This is a genomic window from Streptomyces sp. NPDC085524 (assembly GCF_044541755.1).
Classification (GTDB): Bacteria; Actinomycetota; Actinomycetes; order Streptomycetales; family Streptomycetaceae; genus Streptomyces.
The window spans coordinates 64,889-79,197 of the sequence record NZ_JBITTH010000028.1; the positions used below are offsets into that span (position 1 = coordinate 64,889).

At 75.7% G+C, this 14,309-nt stretch carries 11 protein-coding genes and 1 riboswitch; of the genes, 4 read left to right on the forward strand and 7 right to left on the reverse strand.

Going from position 1 to position 14,309, the window contains the following annotated elements; genetic code table 11:
- Positions 1-127: 127 nt before the first annotated feature.
- Positions 128-2,251, reverse strand: coding sequence for a hypothetical protein (locus ACIGFK_RS33585; RefSeq protein ID WP_400054839.1), 2,124 nt, complete (start codon positions 2,249-2,251; stop codon positions 128-130).
- Positions 2,248-3,516, reverse strand: a complete 1,269-nt coding sequence (locus tag ACIGFK_RS33590) for a hypothetical protein (RefSeq protein WP_376658133.1) — start codon at positions 3,514-3,516, stop codon at positions 2,248-2,250. The genes ACIGFK_RS33585 and ACIGFK_RS33590 overlap by 4 nt, the downstream gene beginning before the upstream one ends.
- Positions 3,517-3,729: 213 nt before the next feature.
- Between ACIGFK_RS33590 and ACIGFK_RS33595 the strand changes: the two genes are divergently transcribed.
- Positions 3,730-4,671 carry a trypsin-like serine peptidase gene (locus ACIGFK_RS33595; protein WP_376658132.1) on the forward strand — a complete coding sequence of 314 codons (942 nt, stop codon included), beginning with the start codon at positions 3,730-3,732 and terminating at the stop codon, positions 4,669-4,671.
- A gap of 51 nt (positions 4,672-4,722) precedes the next feature.
- Here ACIGFK_RS33595 and ACIGFK_RS33600 read toward each other — a convergent pair whose 3' ends face one another.
- Together ACIGFK_RS33600 and ACIGFK_RS33605 are read right to left on the reverse strand one after the other, a co-directional pair.
- Positions 4,723-6,138, reverse strand: coding sequence for an FAD-dependent oxidoreductase (locus ACIGFK_RS33600; RefSeq protein WP_376658131.1), 1,416 nt, complete (start codon positions 6,136-6,138; stop codon positions 4,723-4,725).
- A gap of 168 nt (positions 6,139-6,306) precedes the next feature.
- Positions 6,307-7,239 carry an oxidoreductase gene (locus ACIGFK_RS33605; protein ID WP_376658130.1) on the reverse strand — a complete coding sequence of 311 codons (933 nt, stop codon included), beginning with the start codon at positions 7,237-7,239 and terminating at the stop codon, positions 6,307-6,309.
- Positions 7,240-7,484: 245 nt separating this feature from the next.
- Here ACIGFK_RS33605 and cbiE point away from each other — a divergent pair, with 245 nt between their 5' ends.
- Genes cbiE through ACIGFK_RS33620 form a run of 3 tightly spaced genes read left to right on the forward strand, consistent with a single transcriptional unit; the run spans position 7,485 to position 10,328 of the window.
- Positions 7,485-8,738, forward strand: coding sequence for a precorrin-6y C5,15-methyltransferase (decarboxylating) subunit CbiE (gene cbiE / locus ACIGFK_RS33610; protein WP_400054842.1), 1,254 nt, complete (start codon positions 7,485-7,487; stop codon positions 8,736-8,738).
- A complete protein-coding gene (gene cobM / locus ACIGFK_RS33615; RefSeq protein WP_376658128.1) occupies positions 8,735-9,484 on the forward strand; it encodes a precorrin-4 C(11)-methyltransferase in 750 nt (249 codons plus the stop codon). The genes cbiE and cobM overlap by 4 nt, the downstream gene beginning before the upstream one ends.
- A complete protein-coding gene (locus ACIGFK_RS33620; protein ID WP_400054844.1) occupies positions 9,474-10,328 on the forward strand; it encodes a cobalt-precorrin-6A reductase in 855 nt (284 codons plus the stop codon). Before cobM ends, ACIGFK_RS33620 begins: the two co-directional genes overlap by 11 nt.
- A gap of 60 nt (positions 10,329-10,388) precedes the next feature.
- Here the strand turns inward: ACIGFK_RS33620 and ACIGFK_RS33625 are convergent, their stop codons facing one another.
- The 3 genes from ACIGFK_RS33625 to ACIGFK_RS33635 are packed head-to-tail and all read right to left on the reverse strand — an operon-like array spanning position 10,389 to position 13,770.
- A complete protein-coding gene (locus tag ACIGFK_RS33625; RefSeq protein ID WP_376658126.1) occupies positions 10,389-11,888 on the reverse strand; it encodes a precorrin-2 C(20)-methyltransferase in 1,500 nt (499 codons plus the stop codon).
- Positions 11,885-12,532: a precorrin-8X methylmutase gene (locus ACIGFK_RS33630; RefSeq protein ID WP_376658125.1), complete on the reverse strand. Its 648-nt coding sequence runs from the start codon at positions 12,530-12,532 to the stop codon at positions 11,885-11,887. The genes ACIGFK_RS33625 and ACIGFK_RS33630 overlap by 4 nt, the downstream gene beginning before the upstream one ends.
- Positions 12,529-13,770 carry a cobalamin biosynthesis protein CobG gene (locus ACIGFK_RS33635; RefSeq protein WP_376658136.1) on the reverse strand — a complete coding sequence of 414 codons (1,242 nt, stop codon included), beginning with the start codon at positions 13,768-13,770 and terminating at the stop codon, positions 12,529-12,531. Before ACIGFK_RS33635 ends, ACIGFK_RS33630 begins: the two co-directional genes overlap by 4 nt.
- 403 nt (positions 13,771-14,173) lie before the next feature.
- Positions 14,174-14,291: riboswitch (cobalamin riboswitch) on the forward strand.
- Positions 14,292-14,309 lie beyond the last annotated feature (18 nt).

Sequence of the window (14,309 nt, forward strand, 5' to 3'; positions counted from 1 at the left end):
CCTGTGCCTCCATCGTCGGTGTCGCGGTCTGTCCGTGTGTCCGTCGTCATGGATCGGATGCGGGGATCGGGGATCGGGGATCGGGGATCGGGACCGGGGATCGGGACCGGGGATCGGGATCGGGGAGTCACGGATCAGGAGGGCAGGCCAGGGGCCGGAGGCCCGGCACGTCGTCGGGATCGTCCCACAGGAGCACCAACTGGTCTGCCCCTGGCGCCGGTTGTACGGGGCGCGCATTTCCGCCCGGGGGCACTCCGGCGGCCGCCCGGCGCACCTCCCGGACGCGCGCGGGCAGGTCGAGCACGTCGAGCGCCCCGGGGTCGGGGCGGCCGTCGGGCCCTGCGGGTGCGAGCAGGTCCAGCAGTGCGGGCTCCGGTGCGCCGCCGCCGCGCCGCCACACCGCGACCGGGACGCCCCCTTCGAGTACGGCCTCCAGCAGCCCTTCGTGCGGGGCGGTGGTGGTGTGCGCCACGACGCAGGCGGGGGCGGGCCCCGACGCCAGCTCCATCCCGAGGGTGTCCGTGGTCTCGGCGTCCCACACCACCCGGACGGCTTCGGGGTGCCGGCCGCCCCGGATGCACAGCCACCGCCACTTGGTGTGCCACTCGGCCCGGGTGTCGGCCCGTTCCTCCGGGCAGCGCACCACGACCTGGTAGAGCAGGCCGAGGGCCCTGCGGCGCCCGGCCGGCCCGCGCGGCACCGGCCACTGGTCGAAGTCGGTGTCCAGCAGCTCGTACGGGACGTGGAACTCGATCCGGTCCACCGCCGCGTACGGCGCCCCGGGCGCGTGACCGCCCGCCCGGGCCCCGCCGATCAGCGCGAGCTGCCGCAGCAGTTCCTCCCGTACGGCGTCCAGCGCGAGCGGTGCCCCCTCCGACTCCCACACCTGCCGCGTCGCGTCCCCGCGCAGCCACATCCGTACCAGGAACCCGTCCTCGCCGCCGGGCGGCACGTCCAGCCGGACGTCCAGGGCGGTGCGGGGTGCCGGGCTCGGGGGCGGCGGCAGCACGGGCAGGCCCAGCCGCGCGCGGGTCTCGCGCACCCACTCCAGCAGCCGGGCCGCCCACTCCGCGTCGGTCGCCGCGGCCCGGTCCGCGAGGAACCGTACGAAGGGCACCACCAGCGGCATGCCGGTGCCCCCGGTGCTGCCGCCCTGGCGCTCGTCCAGGTCCTGGACCACGTCGAGCAGGCTGTCCCCGGGCAGCCCGTCGGCCATCGGGGTCGTACACCCCGCCGCCTTGAACGCCCACGCGTAGGCCTCGGGGGCGTGGCGCGGCAGGGCCCGGCCCGCGAAGAGGACGCCGAGCCCGTCCCAGGCGCCCTGGTCGAGCCGGGTGGCCCGGGGCGGAGCGGGCCGGGCCGGGCCGGCGCCGGGCAGGTCCTCGTCGAGGAAGGAGCAGGCGTCCCAGTCCCGGTCGACGAGGAACTGCGGCAGCTGCCAGCCCTCGCCGCGGTCCCGCTGCTCCCGGAAGGCGCGGTGGATGGTGCGGGCGGAGGCGGCGAGTCCGGTGACGCCCTCCTGCACGGACCGCTGTCCGAGCTCCTCGAGCAGTGCCTCGGTGAAGCGGCCCGCGCCGCGTTCGGCGTCGTTCTGCGCGGCTTCGCCCTCGCGGGAGGCGTAGAGCCGGAACTGGCGCCGGCCGGGCACCGAACCGCCGCCCCCGTAGTCGTTGGTACCGAAGTTCCACCGGCTGTCGCGGGGTGCGTCGACGCGGCAGGCGTCGACGAGGGCGGCCTGGAGCGGGAACCTGCGGTGCCCCACGAGGTCGGTGCGCCACCAGCGCAGCGCCGAGTCGAGGTTGAGGTGGCGGATCTGGCCGGGGTGGGCGTCGGTGCAGGGCAGCATCAGCTCACCGCGGGGGCCGAGGTAGCCGTGTCCGGCCCAGAAGATCCACAGCAGGTCGCCGTCGCACTGCGGGAGTTCGTCGAGCAGCGCCGACTTCACGTTGCCCTCGGTGGCGGGCCGGTGCGCGGTGCGCAGGGCGGCCATGGCCGGGGAGTCCGACCAGTCGAGGGCGTCCGGCCCGTCGATCGGGGACAGCAGCAGCCGTACGTTGCCGGGCGGCACCTGGGCGGGCCCGGTCAGCCAGCGTGCGAAGCGCAGGGCGTCGCGGGCCGGGCCGCGCAGGTTCCAGCGCGGGCTCACGGCGTACTGCTCGACCCCGGCGACCAGCGCGAAGGTCCGCCCGGGGCCGAGGGTTGGCGGCAGGAAGCCGGGGTCCATGCCGGATCCCGCCGGGTCGGCGGTCACCCGATCCCCGCCTCTCTCACCGCCCGCCCGATCCGCTCGTAGAGGGTGTTCTGCTTCCAGTACGCGCTGTGGCAGGCGGGGAAGGGCTGGCGGCTGCCCACCTCGTGGTCGCTGATCCGCTGGTCGCCGGGAAAGACGGGGCCCGCGAGGTACGCGAGCACGTCCTGGCGGTCGTAGACGTTGAGCCAGCGCGGGAAGCCGTACGGGAGCTTCTCGCCGGGCTCCAGCGCGGTCAGCGCGCCGAGTTCGTACAGGAACGGGGCCTGGGAGCCGACGGTGACGAGCAGTTCCACGCCGGGTACGGGCTCCCCGCGGGCGGCGGCGAGGGCGAGGAGGTCGACGAGGGCGATCCCGCCGAGGCTGTGGCCGATGAGCACGGCCGGCCCCGGCCGGGAGGTGATCTCGGCGTGCAGGAACGCGCGCAGGGCGTGGCCGCGGGCCTGGTAGCGCAGGATGTCGCCGAGCGCGGGGGTGGCGCCGACGGTGAGGGAGCCGCGCCAGGCGTTGAGCAGGGGCTGGGTGGTGACGCGCATCGCGAGCCGGCCCAGCACCGCGGCCGCGCGGGCGCCGGGCACCCGGGCGTCGCCGCCGAGGCGGGCGGTGAGCAGCTCGACGAGGCGGTCGCGTTCGGCGCCGGTGCAGTCGGCCTCGGCCCCGGCGGAGGCGAGCGCGGCGGCGGTCACGGCCCGCGCGAGGACGCCGGCCAGCTCCGCCGCCTGCGCGGCGTCGGCGGCGCGCGCCCCGGCCCGCGCGGCCTCGGCGGAGCGGGCGGTGGCGTCCAGCGCGGCGGGAAGGCGGCCCCCGAGCCCGGTACCGCGCAGCAACGCTGCGAGTTCCCCGTCGCCGTGGGCCGCGATGACCGCATCGGCGGCGCGGGCCCCTGCGGGGAACTCTGCCGACATCGCTGCCAGCAGGCCCAGTACGCGGGCCCCTGCCGACTGCACGCCCGGCATGGCGAAGCCGTCGTCGTCGGGTCCGCCCTCCCACCCGGCTTCGGCCAGCACCCGTACCTCGCACAGCGGGTCGGCGATCAGCAGCGCCCAGGCGGCCGTCTCCGCATCGGCGCCCTCCGCGTCCGGTCCCGGCCGCAGACCCGGTACGGACCGGCCGCCCGCGCCGAGGTCCGCCCCGAAGCGGTCACCCCAGTAGCAGGAGTCGACCTCCGCCCCGGGAAAGCGCCCGGCCAGCCGTTCCCGCACCAGGGCGAACAGCGCGTCGTGCCGCTCGCGCCGCACCCCCGTACCGTGGACAAAGAGAAACCGCATCCCACCCGCCCCCTCGTACAGTCATCCGCCCCCGCCCGCACGATAGCGCCGAGCCGCCAACCGGCGTCAGGGATCTGCGAGTTCGGAATCCGCGCGGCGGGCCGGCCGGCGGGCCCGGACTGTGAGCACGAACACGTCCCGGACGCGGAACCCGCCGCGGCTCCCGGCCCATCTGACGAGAGGTCGTGAATGTCTGTGGGGCGGGAGCACCGGATGGTCAGCAGGGTTGAGGCGCGGGTCGTACGGGGCTCGGTGCTCCTCGCGGTCCTGTGCGCGCTGGTCCTCGCGGGCGGCTGGTACGTCTGGGAGCTGCGCGCCATCGCCGCCCACCTCGCGGACGGGGATCCGGGGCGGGGCGTGTACGAGCAGGACCCTGAGCGGGCGGACCGGACGGCCTCCGAGGTGCTCGACGGGATCGTCCGGGAGGCCGCGGAGCCGCCGATGGACGGCAAGGCCTTCGGCGGTGGCGGGGCGGTGAGCTGGCGGTCCGCCGGGTGGAAGCCCTCCGAGCCGCTGGAGGCCCGCCCCGCCCCGGCCGAGCCCGCGATCGGCGCGCTGTTCTCCCCCGGCCCGGACGCCGACCCCGACCACCACTGCTCGGCCGCGGTGGTCCACTCCCCCCGCGGCGACCTGATCGTCACCGCCGCCCACTGCGTGTACACCCGCGGCTTCCGCACCAACCTGGCCTTCGCCCCCGGCTACCGCGACGGCGTGGCCCCGTACGGCATCTGGGTCCCGACGCGCATCGACGTGGACCCGCGCTGGACCGACGACCAGGACCCGGACCACGACGTGGCCTTCATCCGGCTGCGCCGCCCCGGCTACCCCGGCCAGCGCCTGGAGGACGTGACCGGGGCGGAGACCATCGCGTTCCGGCCCGAACTCCCCGCCCCCGCACGGGTCGTGGGGTACCCGAACGACGCCGAGCAGCCGCTGGACTGCCGCAACACGGCGGTGGCGGCCGGGCCGACGCAGCTGCGGCTGGACTGCGCGGACGTCCCGAACGGCACCAGCGGCGGCCCGGTCCTGACCGACGGCAGCACCCTGATCGGGGTGATCGGCGGGCGTGACGGGGGCGGCGACGAGGAGACCTCCTACAGCAGCTACTTCGGCGACGGGGTCCGGTCCCTGTACGAGCGCGCCACCAAGCCCTGACCCGACGCCGTGCCGGGCGCCGTGACCCGGTGAACCTTTCCGGTCACAGCACTAGCTGCCGGGCCCGGCCGGCGGCGGGGCGTGGTGCGGCGGGTACGCGGTTGCCGTCGGCGAGGTGGGCAGGCGCCACTTGGACAGGACGCGGACCACCGTGGCGGGGCTGAGCAGGGTGGTCGGCGGGGCCGAGAGGGAGAGCACGCCGAAGAAGCGGCCGGCGATGGCCGGGTCGGAGTTGGCGCCGACCATCACCCGTGACATGTAGCCCTGCAGGACCTTCGCGGCCCGGTCCGCCGGCGGCCCCTCCGTCCCCGGGTAGCGCAGGTCCTCGCTGGTGGCGATCTGCCAGGCCACTCCCGCCTCGGCCACCGCCCTGCGCTGGATCCGGCGGGCGGCCGCCGGGACGTCCCGCGGGGCCAGGGGTGCGATCTCCTTGCGCAGGGCGTCCGCCACCAGCGCGGCCACCGTCATCCCGTGCCCGTACACCGGGTTGAACCGGCAGGCCGCGTCGCCGAGTACGACGAATCCGGCCGGCCAGCGGTCCAGCCGCTCGTAGTGCCGCCATTCGTTCGCGGTGGACCGGAACCCGGTCGCCGGGGACAGCGGCTTCGCCTCGCGCAGGGTGTCGTAGAGCACGGGGCTGCGCAGGCCCCGGGCGAAGTCGAGGAACTCCTCGTCCTTGGTGGGCGGGGCGTGCTCGCCGTTGCCGATGAGCGTCGCCAGCCACCGGTCCTCGCCGTCCTGCGGGATGAGCACGGCGCCCCGCGGGACGTCCGGGCGGCCCTGGACGTACAGTCCCCGCCAGCGCCGTGCCGGGTCGGGCGGGATCTCGTAGTACCGGCTGGAGTAGCCGAGATGGGAGTCGTAGCGGGTGGTCTCCGGCGTCGGGTAGCCGAGCGCGGCCAGCCAGGCGGGGGCTCTGGAGGTGCGCCCGGTCGCGTCGACCACGAACCGCGCGGCCAGCGGGTCACCGTCGCGGAACTCCACGCCGGTCACCGAGCGGCCGTCCGGGCCGCCGACGAGCCCGGTGGCCTGGCTGCCTGCGCGCAGCCGGATCCGATCGTGCCGCAGCACCTCGCGGCGTAAGGTCCAGTCGAGCAACTCACGGCTCGCGAGGAGGATTTCCGAGCCGTCGACCTGGTGGAACCAGTCGGCGGGGCTCAGCCAGAGGAAGTCCCTCGGGCTGTTCAGCAGGGCGGCCCCGCGGGCGGTCAGCTTCTCCGTGACCCCGGGCAGCAGTTCCTCGATCAGCCGTACCCCCCGGGACCACAGCACGTGCACGTGCCGGGACTGCGGGAGGCCCGGCCTGAAGGAAGGGGCGGCCTCGGCCAGTTCGTCCCGCTCGACCAGGGTCACCCGCGCGAACCGGTCCGCGAGTACCCGTGCCGCCAGCAGCCCGGCGATGCCCGCCCCGAGGACCACCGCGTGGTCGTGGGCTTCTGGGTGGTTGTCCATGTCGTCGTCGCTCATGTCGCCGAGTCTCCCGGTGAGCGTGGTGGCAGGTCAGGGGCGGTCCGGGGCGCCTGGATGCGCCCCGGGGGCGGACGGGCTCACGGCGGGGCGCCCGCGTGCGCGGTTCCCCGCCCGCCGGTGCGCGCCTCAGGGGCAGGAGACCGTCCCTCGACCGGTGGGGGAGGCTCAACGCGGCAGGGATGCGTACGAGACTCCCGTGAGCTTCTCGGAGGCGGCCCAGAGCGCTTCGCCGGACGTGTCGTCGAGGGTCCACTTCGCCCGCCAGGAGCGGACGGGCGCCCCGCGCCAGCCGAAGCGCGGCCCGATGAAGTCGTCGGAGCGCACCCCGGGCGCCGTGGCCGCGTAGAGGGTGGGGAGCGCGCCGGAGGCGGTGGGCTGCGCGATGACGGTGTTGCCGACGGCCGACATCCGCGAGATCAAGCTGGGACCCTCCAGTTTCGAGGCGCCGGAGTGCAGGTTGCTGGAGGCGTAGCCGGGGTGGGAGGCGGCGGCGGTGATCGCGGAGCCGGCGGCGGTGAAGCGCCGGGCCAGCTCGTGGGTGAAGAGCAGGTTGGCGGTCTTGGAGCGGCCGTAGGCGACCCAGCGGCGGTAGCCGTGTTCGTCGCCCAGGTCGTCGAGGTCGATGTCGGAGAGCGCGTGGAACCCGCTGGAGACGTTGACGATGCGGGCGCCGGGCGGCGCGGCCCGCAGCTTCGGCAGCAGCAGCCCGGTCAGGGCGAAGTGCCCGAGGTGGTTGACGCCGAACTGGGTCTCGAAGCCGTCGGTGGTGCGCCCGAACGGCAGGGCCATCACTCCGGCGTTGTTGACCAGCAGGTCGAGCGATGCGTGGCGTGTGCCGAAGGCGGTGGCGAAGTCCCGGACGGACGCCAGCTCGGCCAGGTCGAGTTCGGCGAACTCCACCTCGGCCGCGGGTACTTCCGTGCGCAGCCTGACCACGGCGGCCCGGCCGCGCGCCGCGCTGCGGCAGGCCAGCACCACGGTGGCGCCGCGCCGGGCGAGCTCGCGGGCGGTGATGTAGCCGATCCCGCTGTTGGCCCCGGTCACGACCGCGGTCCGGCCGCGCTGGTCGGGGATGTTCGTGGCGTTCCAGCCGGGCATGGCAACTCCCTCGGGTCCCTCGCGAAAGATGGGTTACCGAGGGTAGCCCGCAGGGGTCCCGGGCCGGGAGCCAGGGCAGGTTCCTCCCCGGAATGCGCAGGCCAGTAGGCTGCGGTTCCGCAGTCATGCTGCCCGCCCGTCCGCCCGCCCGTCCGCCGCACGTCCGTCCGAACCTCCGACCGACCGTACGCCCGCCCGTCGGTCGTCCCGTCCCCCGCCCCTCCCCGTCCCCGAGGTACCGCGCAGTGAGCTCCGCACCGCCCCCCATACCCGTGACGGTCGTCGGCCTCGGCGCCGACGGCTGGGCCGGGCTCACCGCCCCCGCACGGTCCGCGCTGTCCCGTGCCGAGGTGCTGATCGGAGGGCCGCGCCAGCTCGACCTGCTGCCGGCCGCCGAGTGCACCGGGCAGCGGGTGGCCTGGCCGAGCCCGCTGCGGCCGGCCGTCCCGAAGCTGATGGCCGAGCACGCCGGGCGCCGGATCGCGGTGCTGGCCAGTGGGGACCCGATGTTCTACGGGATCGGCCGCGCGCTGTCCGAGGAAGTGGGGCCGCAGGGCCTCCTCGTCCACCCGCACCCCTCTTCCGTCTCCTACGCCTGCGCCCGCCTGGGCTGGCCGGTGGAGGACACCGAGGTCGTGACGGTGGTGGGCCGCCCGGTGGCCCGGCTCGCGGCCGCCCTGTACGAGGGGCGCCGGGTGCTGGTGCTCAGCGCCGGAGCGGCGACCCCGAACGAGATCGCTGCTCTGCTTCGAGAGCGGGGCTTCGGCCCGAGCCGGATGCGGGTCCTGGAGCAGCTCGGCTCCGAGCGCGAGGACGCGTACGAGGGCCGCGCGGACGGCTGGGACCACGCGCCCGGCGACCCCCTGAACGTGGTCGCCGTCGACTGCCGCCGCGACCCCGCCCACCCCGCCCCGCGCCTCGGCGCCACCCCCGGCCTGCCGGACGCCGCCTACGAGCACGACGGCCAGCTCACCAAGCGCCACGTCCGGGCGGCGACCCTGTGCGCGCTCGCCCCGGCCCCCGGCGAGCTGCTGTGGGACATCGGCGGCGGCTCCGGCTCCATCGGCATCGAGTGGATGCGGACGCACCCGTCCTGCCGGGCCGTGGCGGTGGAGCGGGTTGCGGAGCGGGCCGCGCGGATCACCCGCAACGCGTCGGCGATGGGCGTACCCGGGCTGCGCGTGGTCGTCGGGGCCGCCCCCGACGCGCTCACCGGCCTCCCCGCTCCCGACGCGGTGTTCATCGGCGGCGGGCTGACGGCGCCCGGACTCCTCGACGCGGCCTGGGCGGCGCTCGCCCCCGGCGGCCGGCTCGTGGTCAACACCGTCACCCTGGAATCGGAGGCGGTCCTCACCGACCGCTACCGCCGCCACGGCGGCGAGCTGGTGAAGCTCGCCGTCGCGCACGCCGTGCCGGTGGGCGGTTTCACGGGCTGGCGGCAGGCAATGCCCGTGACGCAGTGGTCAGTTACCAAGGAAAAGGATCAGGACCAGACATGACCGTGTACTTCATCGGTGCCGGCCCCGGCGCCGCCGACCTGATCACGGTGCGCGGTGCCCGGACCCTGGCCGCCGCCCCGGTCTGCCTGTACGCGGGCAGCCTCGTCCCGCGCGAACTGCTCGCCGAGTGCCCGCCGGACGCCCGCCTGGTCGACACCTCGCAGCTGAACCTGGACGAGATCATCGCCGAGTGCGTACGGGCCCACGAGGCGGGCGAGGACGTAGCACGGCTGCACTCCGGCGACCCGTCCATCTTCAGCGCGGTCGCGGAGCAGATGCGGCGCCTCGACGCGGCCGGCATCCCCTACGAGGTCGTCCCGGGCGTGCCCGCCTTCGCGGCGGCCGCGGCGGCGCTGAAGCGGGAGCTGACCGTCCCCACCGTCGGCCAGACCGTGATCCTGACCCGGATCGCCCAGCAGGCCACCCCGATGCCGCCCGGCGAGGACCTGGCGACGCTGGGGCGCAGCGGCGCCCTGCTGGTCCTGCACCTCGCCACCCGTTACGTGGACCGGGTCGTCGACGAACTGCTGCCGCATTACGGGGCCGAGTGCCCGGTGGCGGTGGTGGCGATGGCCAGCCGCCCCGACGAGCTGATCCTGCGCGGCACCCTGGCCGACATCGCCGGCCGGGTGAAGGAGCACGGGCTGGTCCGCACCGCCGTCATCGTGGTGGGCCGCACGCTGGGCGCCGAGCAGTTCCGCGACAGCCACCTGTACTCCCCCGAGCGCGACCGGCATGTCTGCTGAGACCGCGGCGACCGGCGGGACCGCCGGCACTGGCGGGACCGCCGGCACTGGCGGGACCGCCGGCACTGGCGGGACCGCCGGGACCGCCGACACCGCCCCCGAGCGCCACGTCCTGATCCTGGGCGGCACGACGGAGGCCCGCAGGCTCGCGGCGGCGCTGGCCGACGCGGGAACGGGCTGCCGGGTGACCACGTCCCTCGCGGGCCGGGTCACCGCCCCCGTGCTGCCGCCGGGCGAGACGCGCATCGGCGGCTTCGGCGGCCCCGCCGGGCTGGCCGCGTGGATCGCCACCCACGGGGTCACCCACCTCGTGGACGCCACCCACCCCTTCGCGGAGCGGATGAGCTTCAACGCGTCGCAGGCGGCGGCCCTTTCGGGGATCCCGCTGCTGGCGCTGCGCCGCCCCGGCTGGACGCCGGAGCCCGGCGACGCGTGGACCTTCGCGGACTCGCTCGCCGAGGCGGCGGCCGTGCTGCCCTCCCTCGGCAGCCGCGCATTCCTCACCACCGGCCGGATGGGCCTGCACACCTTCGCCCACCTCGACGACACCTGGTTCCTGGTGCGTTCGGTGGACCCCCCGGACGCGCCCGTTCCCCCGCAGCTGGAAGTCGTACTGGCCCGGGGCCCGTTCACCCTGGACGACGAGCGGGAGCTGCTGGCCCGCCACCGGATCGACGTACTGGTCACGAAGGACAGCGGCGGCTCGGCCACCGCCCCCAAGCTCACCGCGGCCCGCGAGGCGGGCGTCCCGGTCCTCGTCGTACGGCGCCCGGCCGTCCCGGTGGGCGTGGCGGAGGCGGATTCGCCGGCCGCGGCCCTGGACTGGCTGCGGCAGCAGGCGTGAACGCGTCGGGCCCGAGGTGGAGCAAGTACCCCGGGCCCGACGCCTGTCACCCCAACCCGGTCACGGGTAGCGGCGCGGCGTCCACGTGATCCGCGAGCCGTCGGCCCGCTCGGTGATCTGCGTCTGCGAGGAGCCGACCAGCAGGATCGTCCTCATGTCCACCTCGGACGGCTCCAGTTCGTCGAGCGTGACGATCCGCACCGACTGCTCCGGCCCGCCCACGTCCCGCGCGACGACCACCGGGGTCTCGGGCGCACGCAGCTCCAGCAGCAGCTCGCGGGCCTGCGCCACCTGCCATGTGCGGCTGCGGGAACCGGGGTTGTACAGGGCGAGCACCAGGTCGGCGGTGGCCGCGGCGCGCAGCCGCTCGGCGATGACCTCCCACGGCTTGAGCCGGTCCGACAGCGACACCGTCGCGTAGTCGTGGCCGAGCGGGGCGCCGGCCGCGGCGGCCGCGGCGTTGGCCGCCGTCACTCCCGGCAGGACCCGTACGGGCACGTCCTTGTAGCCGTCCTGGCCGGCGACCTCCAGGACCGCCGTGGCCATGGCGAAGACGCCCGGGTCGCCGCCGGACACCACGGCCACCCGCTTGCCGCGCCGGGCGAGGTCGAGCGCGAACTCGGCGCGCTCCGACTCCACCTTGTTGTCCGAACCGTGCCTGACCTGGCCCGGCTTGACGGGCACCCGGTCCAGGTACGTCGTGTACCCGACGAGCACCTCGGCGTCGGCGAGCGCCCGCCGGGTCTGCGGGGTCAGCCACAGCGGCCCGGCCGGGCCGGTGCCGACGACCACGACCTCGCCGGGCCCGGACGGCACGCTGCCCGGGTTGCCGATGCGGCTGGGCACCACGGCGACGGCGAAGTACGGCACGCTCTCCGCGTCGGTCTCGGCCAGCAGGCCGGTCCGCTCGCCCTCCATGGTGGCGCGCTCGACGTAGCGGGCCTCGGCGAGCCGGCCGCTGTTCTCCATCGCGCCGCGCACGGCCGGGAAGGTCCGGCCGAGCTTCATCACGACGGCCGAGTCGGTGGCCGCGAGGCGGGCGGTGAGCTCCTCCTCGGGCAGGGTGCCGGGAAGGATCGTCAGCACCTCCTCGCCCTCCACGAGCGGGGTGCCGAGCCGGGCCGCGGCGGCGCTCACCGAGGTGACGCCGGGGATCACCTCGGTCTCGTACCGGTCCGCGAGCCGCTTGTGCATGTGCATGTACGAGCTGTAGAAGAGCGGGTCGCCCTCCGCGAGCACGGCGACGGTCCGGCCGGCGTCCAGGTGCGCGGCCAGCCGGGCCGCGGCGGCCTCGTAGAACTCCTCCATGGCGCCCTGGTAGCCGCCGGGGTGGTCGGTGGTCTCGGTCGTCACCGGGTAGACCAGCGGCTCCTCGATGTGGCTCTCGCGCAGGTGCTTCGCGGCGATCGAGCGGGCGATGGACCGCCCGTGCCGCGCACTGTGGTACGCGACGACGTCCGCCTCGCCGATCACCTCCACGGCCCGCAGGGTCATCAGGTTCGGGTCGCCGGGCCCGAGCCCGACCCCGTACAGCCGTCCCTTGTCCACCGGCTCGCTCATTCGGCCACGCTCGCAATGGCGTTGAGGGCCGCGGCGGCGATGGCGCTGCCGCCGCGCCGCCCGCGCACGATCAGGTGGTCGAGCCCGGAGTGGTGCGCGGCGAGGGCGTCCTTGGACTCGGCGGCGCCGATGAAGCCGACGGGCACGCCGATGACGGCGGCCGGACGCGGGGCACCCTCCTCCATCATCTCCAGCAGCCGGAAGAGCGCGGTGGGCGCGTTCCCGACGGCGATCACGGAGCCCTCCAACAGGCCCCGGTCGCGCCAGACTTCGAGTGCGGCGGCGCTGCGCGTGGTGCCCATCTTCGCGGCGAGCTCGGGCACGGCCGGGTCGGAGAGGGTGCAGATCACGTCGTTGTCCGCGGGCAGCCGCTTGCGGGTGACCCCGCTGGCGACCATCTGCACGTCGCACAGGATCGGCGCACCGGCCTCCAGTGCGGCACGGGCCCGCAGCACCACCTCGGGCGTGTACCCCAGGTCGCGGGGCAGGTCGGTCATCCCGCAGGCGTGAATCATGCGCACCGCGACCTGGGCGACCGAGGCGGGCAGCCCGGAGAGGTCCGCCTCGGCGCGGATCGTGGCAAAGGACTGGCGGTAGATCGCGGCGCCGTCCTTCTCGTACTCGAACACGGTGTACTCGCTCATTTCTTCACTGCGGCTTCGGACTCTGAGGGGTTCGCGTTGCGCGCGGCCGTTAGCGCGGCCGCCAGGTCTGATGGCTCGCGGGACACGTCCCGCCCGTGCACGGACAGCCGGTATCCGTCCCCCGTGGCGAGGGCGTCCACCCACTGCGTTCCCCGCGGACGCCCGCACCTGCGCTCGCAGCCGGACCAGTGCACGGGCAGCTCGCCCGTCGCCACGTGTACGAGCGCACGCGCATCGGCACGCACATCGGCGAGGGACTTCGCGCAACCGGGCTGCCCGGTGCACGCGGTGACGGACCGCCAGGGGCTGTCGGGCTCGGTGACGAGCCCGGGATCGACAGCCGGGGCGGCGCCGGTGACGACGATGCTGCGCCAGGGCGTGATCCTCAACTCCCCCGGCAGCGTGCGCCACTGGGCGGTGGTGAGCCGGCCGAGCGGGACCAGCACGCAGAGCGCGTCCGCGTGCACCCCGGGCGCGGGCGGCGGAGCGTACGGCCGGGGCGCGTCGGGCACGTACCGCGCGGGGATCCCGCCCGCACCCAGCATCCCGGCGAACTCACTTGTATCCGGGGCGTGTTCGTCGGGCAGCTCCGCCACGCGCCAGGCCCGGGTTCCGGCCTCGGCGACGGCGTCGAGGAAGCGGTGGGCGGCCAGCAGGGCGGCCCTGGGCGCGTCCGCTGCGCGTACCTCGACGGCATCGCGGGCCGCGCCGAGGCGGAGCAGCGTACGGCCGTCCGCGCCGGGGCCGAGCAGGGTGATGTCGGGGTCCAGCGCGGCGACGTCACCGCGGCCGTCGTCGACGGCGAACAGGAACCGCCCGGACAGGGCGGTGACCCGGGCGTCGGCGCAGAGCAGCGCATCGAGCGCCCTCGCCGTGCCGGGGTCGGCGAGCGGGGTCGCGACGATGTTGCGCACCCGCTCGTGGGCCGGGGCCGGCAGCAGCCCGGCCGCGTCGAGCAACCCGGCGAGCCCGCCCCCGCACCCTTCGGCGAGTCCGCGCAGCTGTACGTTGCCGCGCGAGGTGAGCTCCAGGTGCCCGTCCCCGAACCGGTCGGCGGCGAGCGCCAGCGCGGCGGCCTGCGGCGCGGTGAGCAGCCCGCCGGGGATCCGCACCCGCGCGAGGAACCCGTCGTCCGCGGCGTGCAGCCGCAGCGCGCCGGGGCAGGCGTCACCGCGGTCCCGTATGACGGGTTCGTCCCGCGATGCGGCGACAGGGGGCTGGGGCATGGCGGCGAGCATACCCACGTTTCCGTCCCCCCGACCTGTGTCCGTCGCCACGCTCAGCAGCCGGAACCCGCCACACCGTCACCTCCCGGCCGAAGTTCGGCCCGACCGACCCGAACCCACCCCCACCCAGCCGACCAAGCCCCGCCGACCCGAATCCAGCCCCGCCGGCGTTTGAGGCGCGGGGCCCGGGGCAGAGCCCCGGCAACGGCGCCGCACCCGACCACACGCACCCACCCCCACCAACGCAGCCCCGCCGAGCCAAAACCAGCCCCGCCGGCGTTTGAGGCGCGGGGCCCGGGGCAGAGCCCCGGCAACGGCGCCGCACCCGGACGACAACAGCGCCCTCGCAGCGCACCCCACCCCACCTCGCCCGGCCAGGCCAAAGCCCCCCTAGGATGACCCCCGGCGGCGCCACACGGTCCGCCATCGCCGAGGACGGCGACATGGGAGGAAGCCCGGTGAGATTCCGGCGCGGTCCCGCCACTGTGAACCCCGCGGAGCAACCCGCGGGGTGAGTCAGGAACTCCCGCTGTCCTCACTGCCCGGGGCGC

Bases quoted from the DNA above. Each gene is read 5' to 3' on its own strand.
- ACIGFK_RS33590 (WP_376658133.1), bottom strand. From the start codon at position 3,516: ATGCGGTTTCTCTTTGTCCACGGTACGGGGGTGCGGCGCGAGCGGCAC.
- ACIGFK_RS33595 (WP_376658132.1), top strand. From the start codon at position 3,730: ATGGTCAGCAGGGTTGAGGCGCGGGTCGTACGGGGCTCGGTGCTCCTC.
- ACIGFK_RS33600 (WP_376658131.1), bottom strand. From the start codon at position 6,138: ATGAGCGACGACGACATGGACAACCACCCAGAAGCCCACGACCACGCG.
- ACIGFK_RS33605 (WP_376658130.1), bottom strand. From the start codon at position 7,239: ATGCCCGGCTGGAACGCCACGAACATCCCCGACCAGCGCGGCCGGACC.
- cobM (WP_376658128.1), top strand. From the start codon at position 8,735: ATGACCGTGTACTTCATCGGTGCCGGCCCCGGCGCCGCCGACCTGATC.
- ACIGFK_RS33620 (WP_400054844.1), top strand. From the start codon at position 9,474: ATGTCTGCTGAGACCGCGGCGACCGGCGGGACCGCCGGCACTGGCGGG.
- ACIGFK_RS33625 (WP_376658126.1), bottom strand. From the start codon at position 11,888: ATGAGCGAGCCGGTGGACAAGGGACGGCTGTACGGGGTCGGGCTCGGG.
- ACIGFK_RS33630 (WP_376658125.1), bottom strand. From the start codon at position 12,532: ATGAGCGAGTACACCGTGTTCGAGTACGAGAAGGACGGCGCCGCGATC.
- ACIGFK_RS33635 (WP_376658136.1), bottom strand. From the start codon at position 13,770: ATGCTCGCCGCCATGCCCCAGCCCCCTGTCGCCGCATCGCGGGACGAA.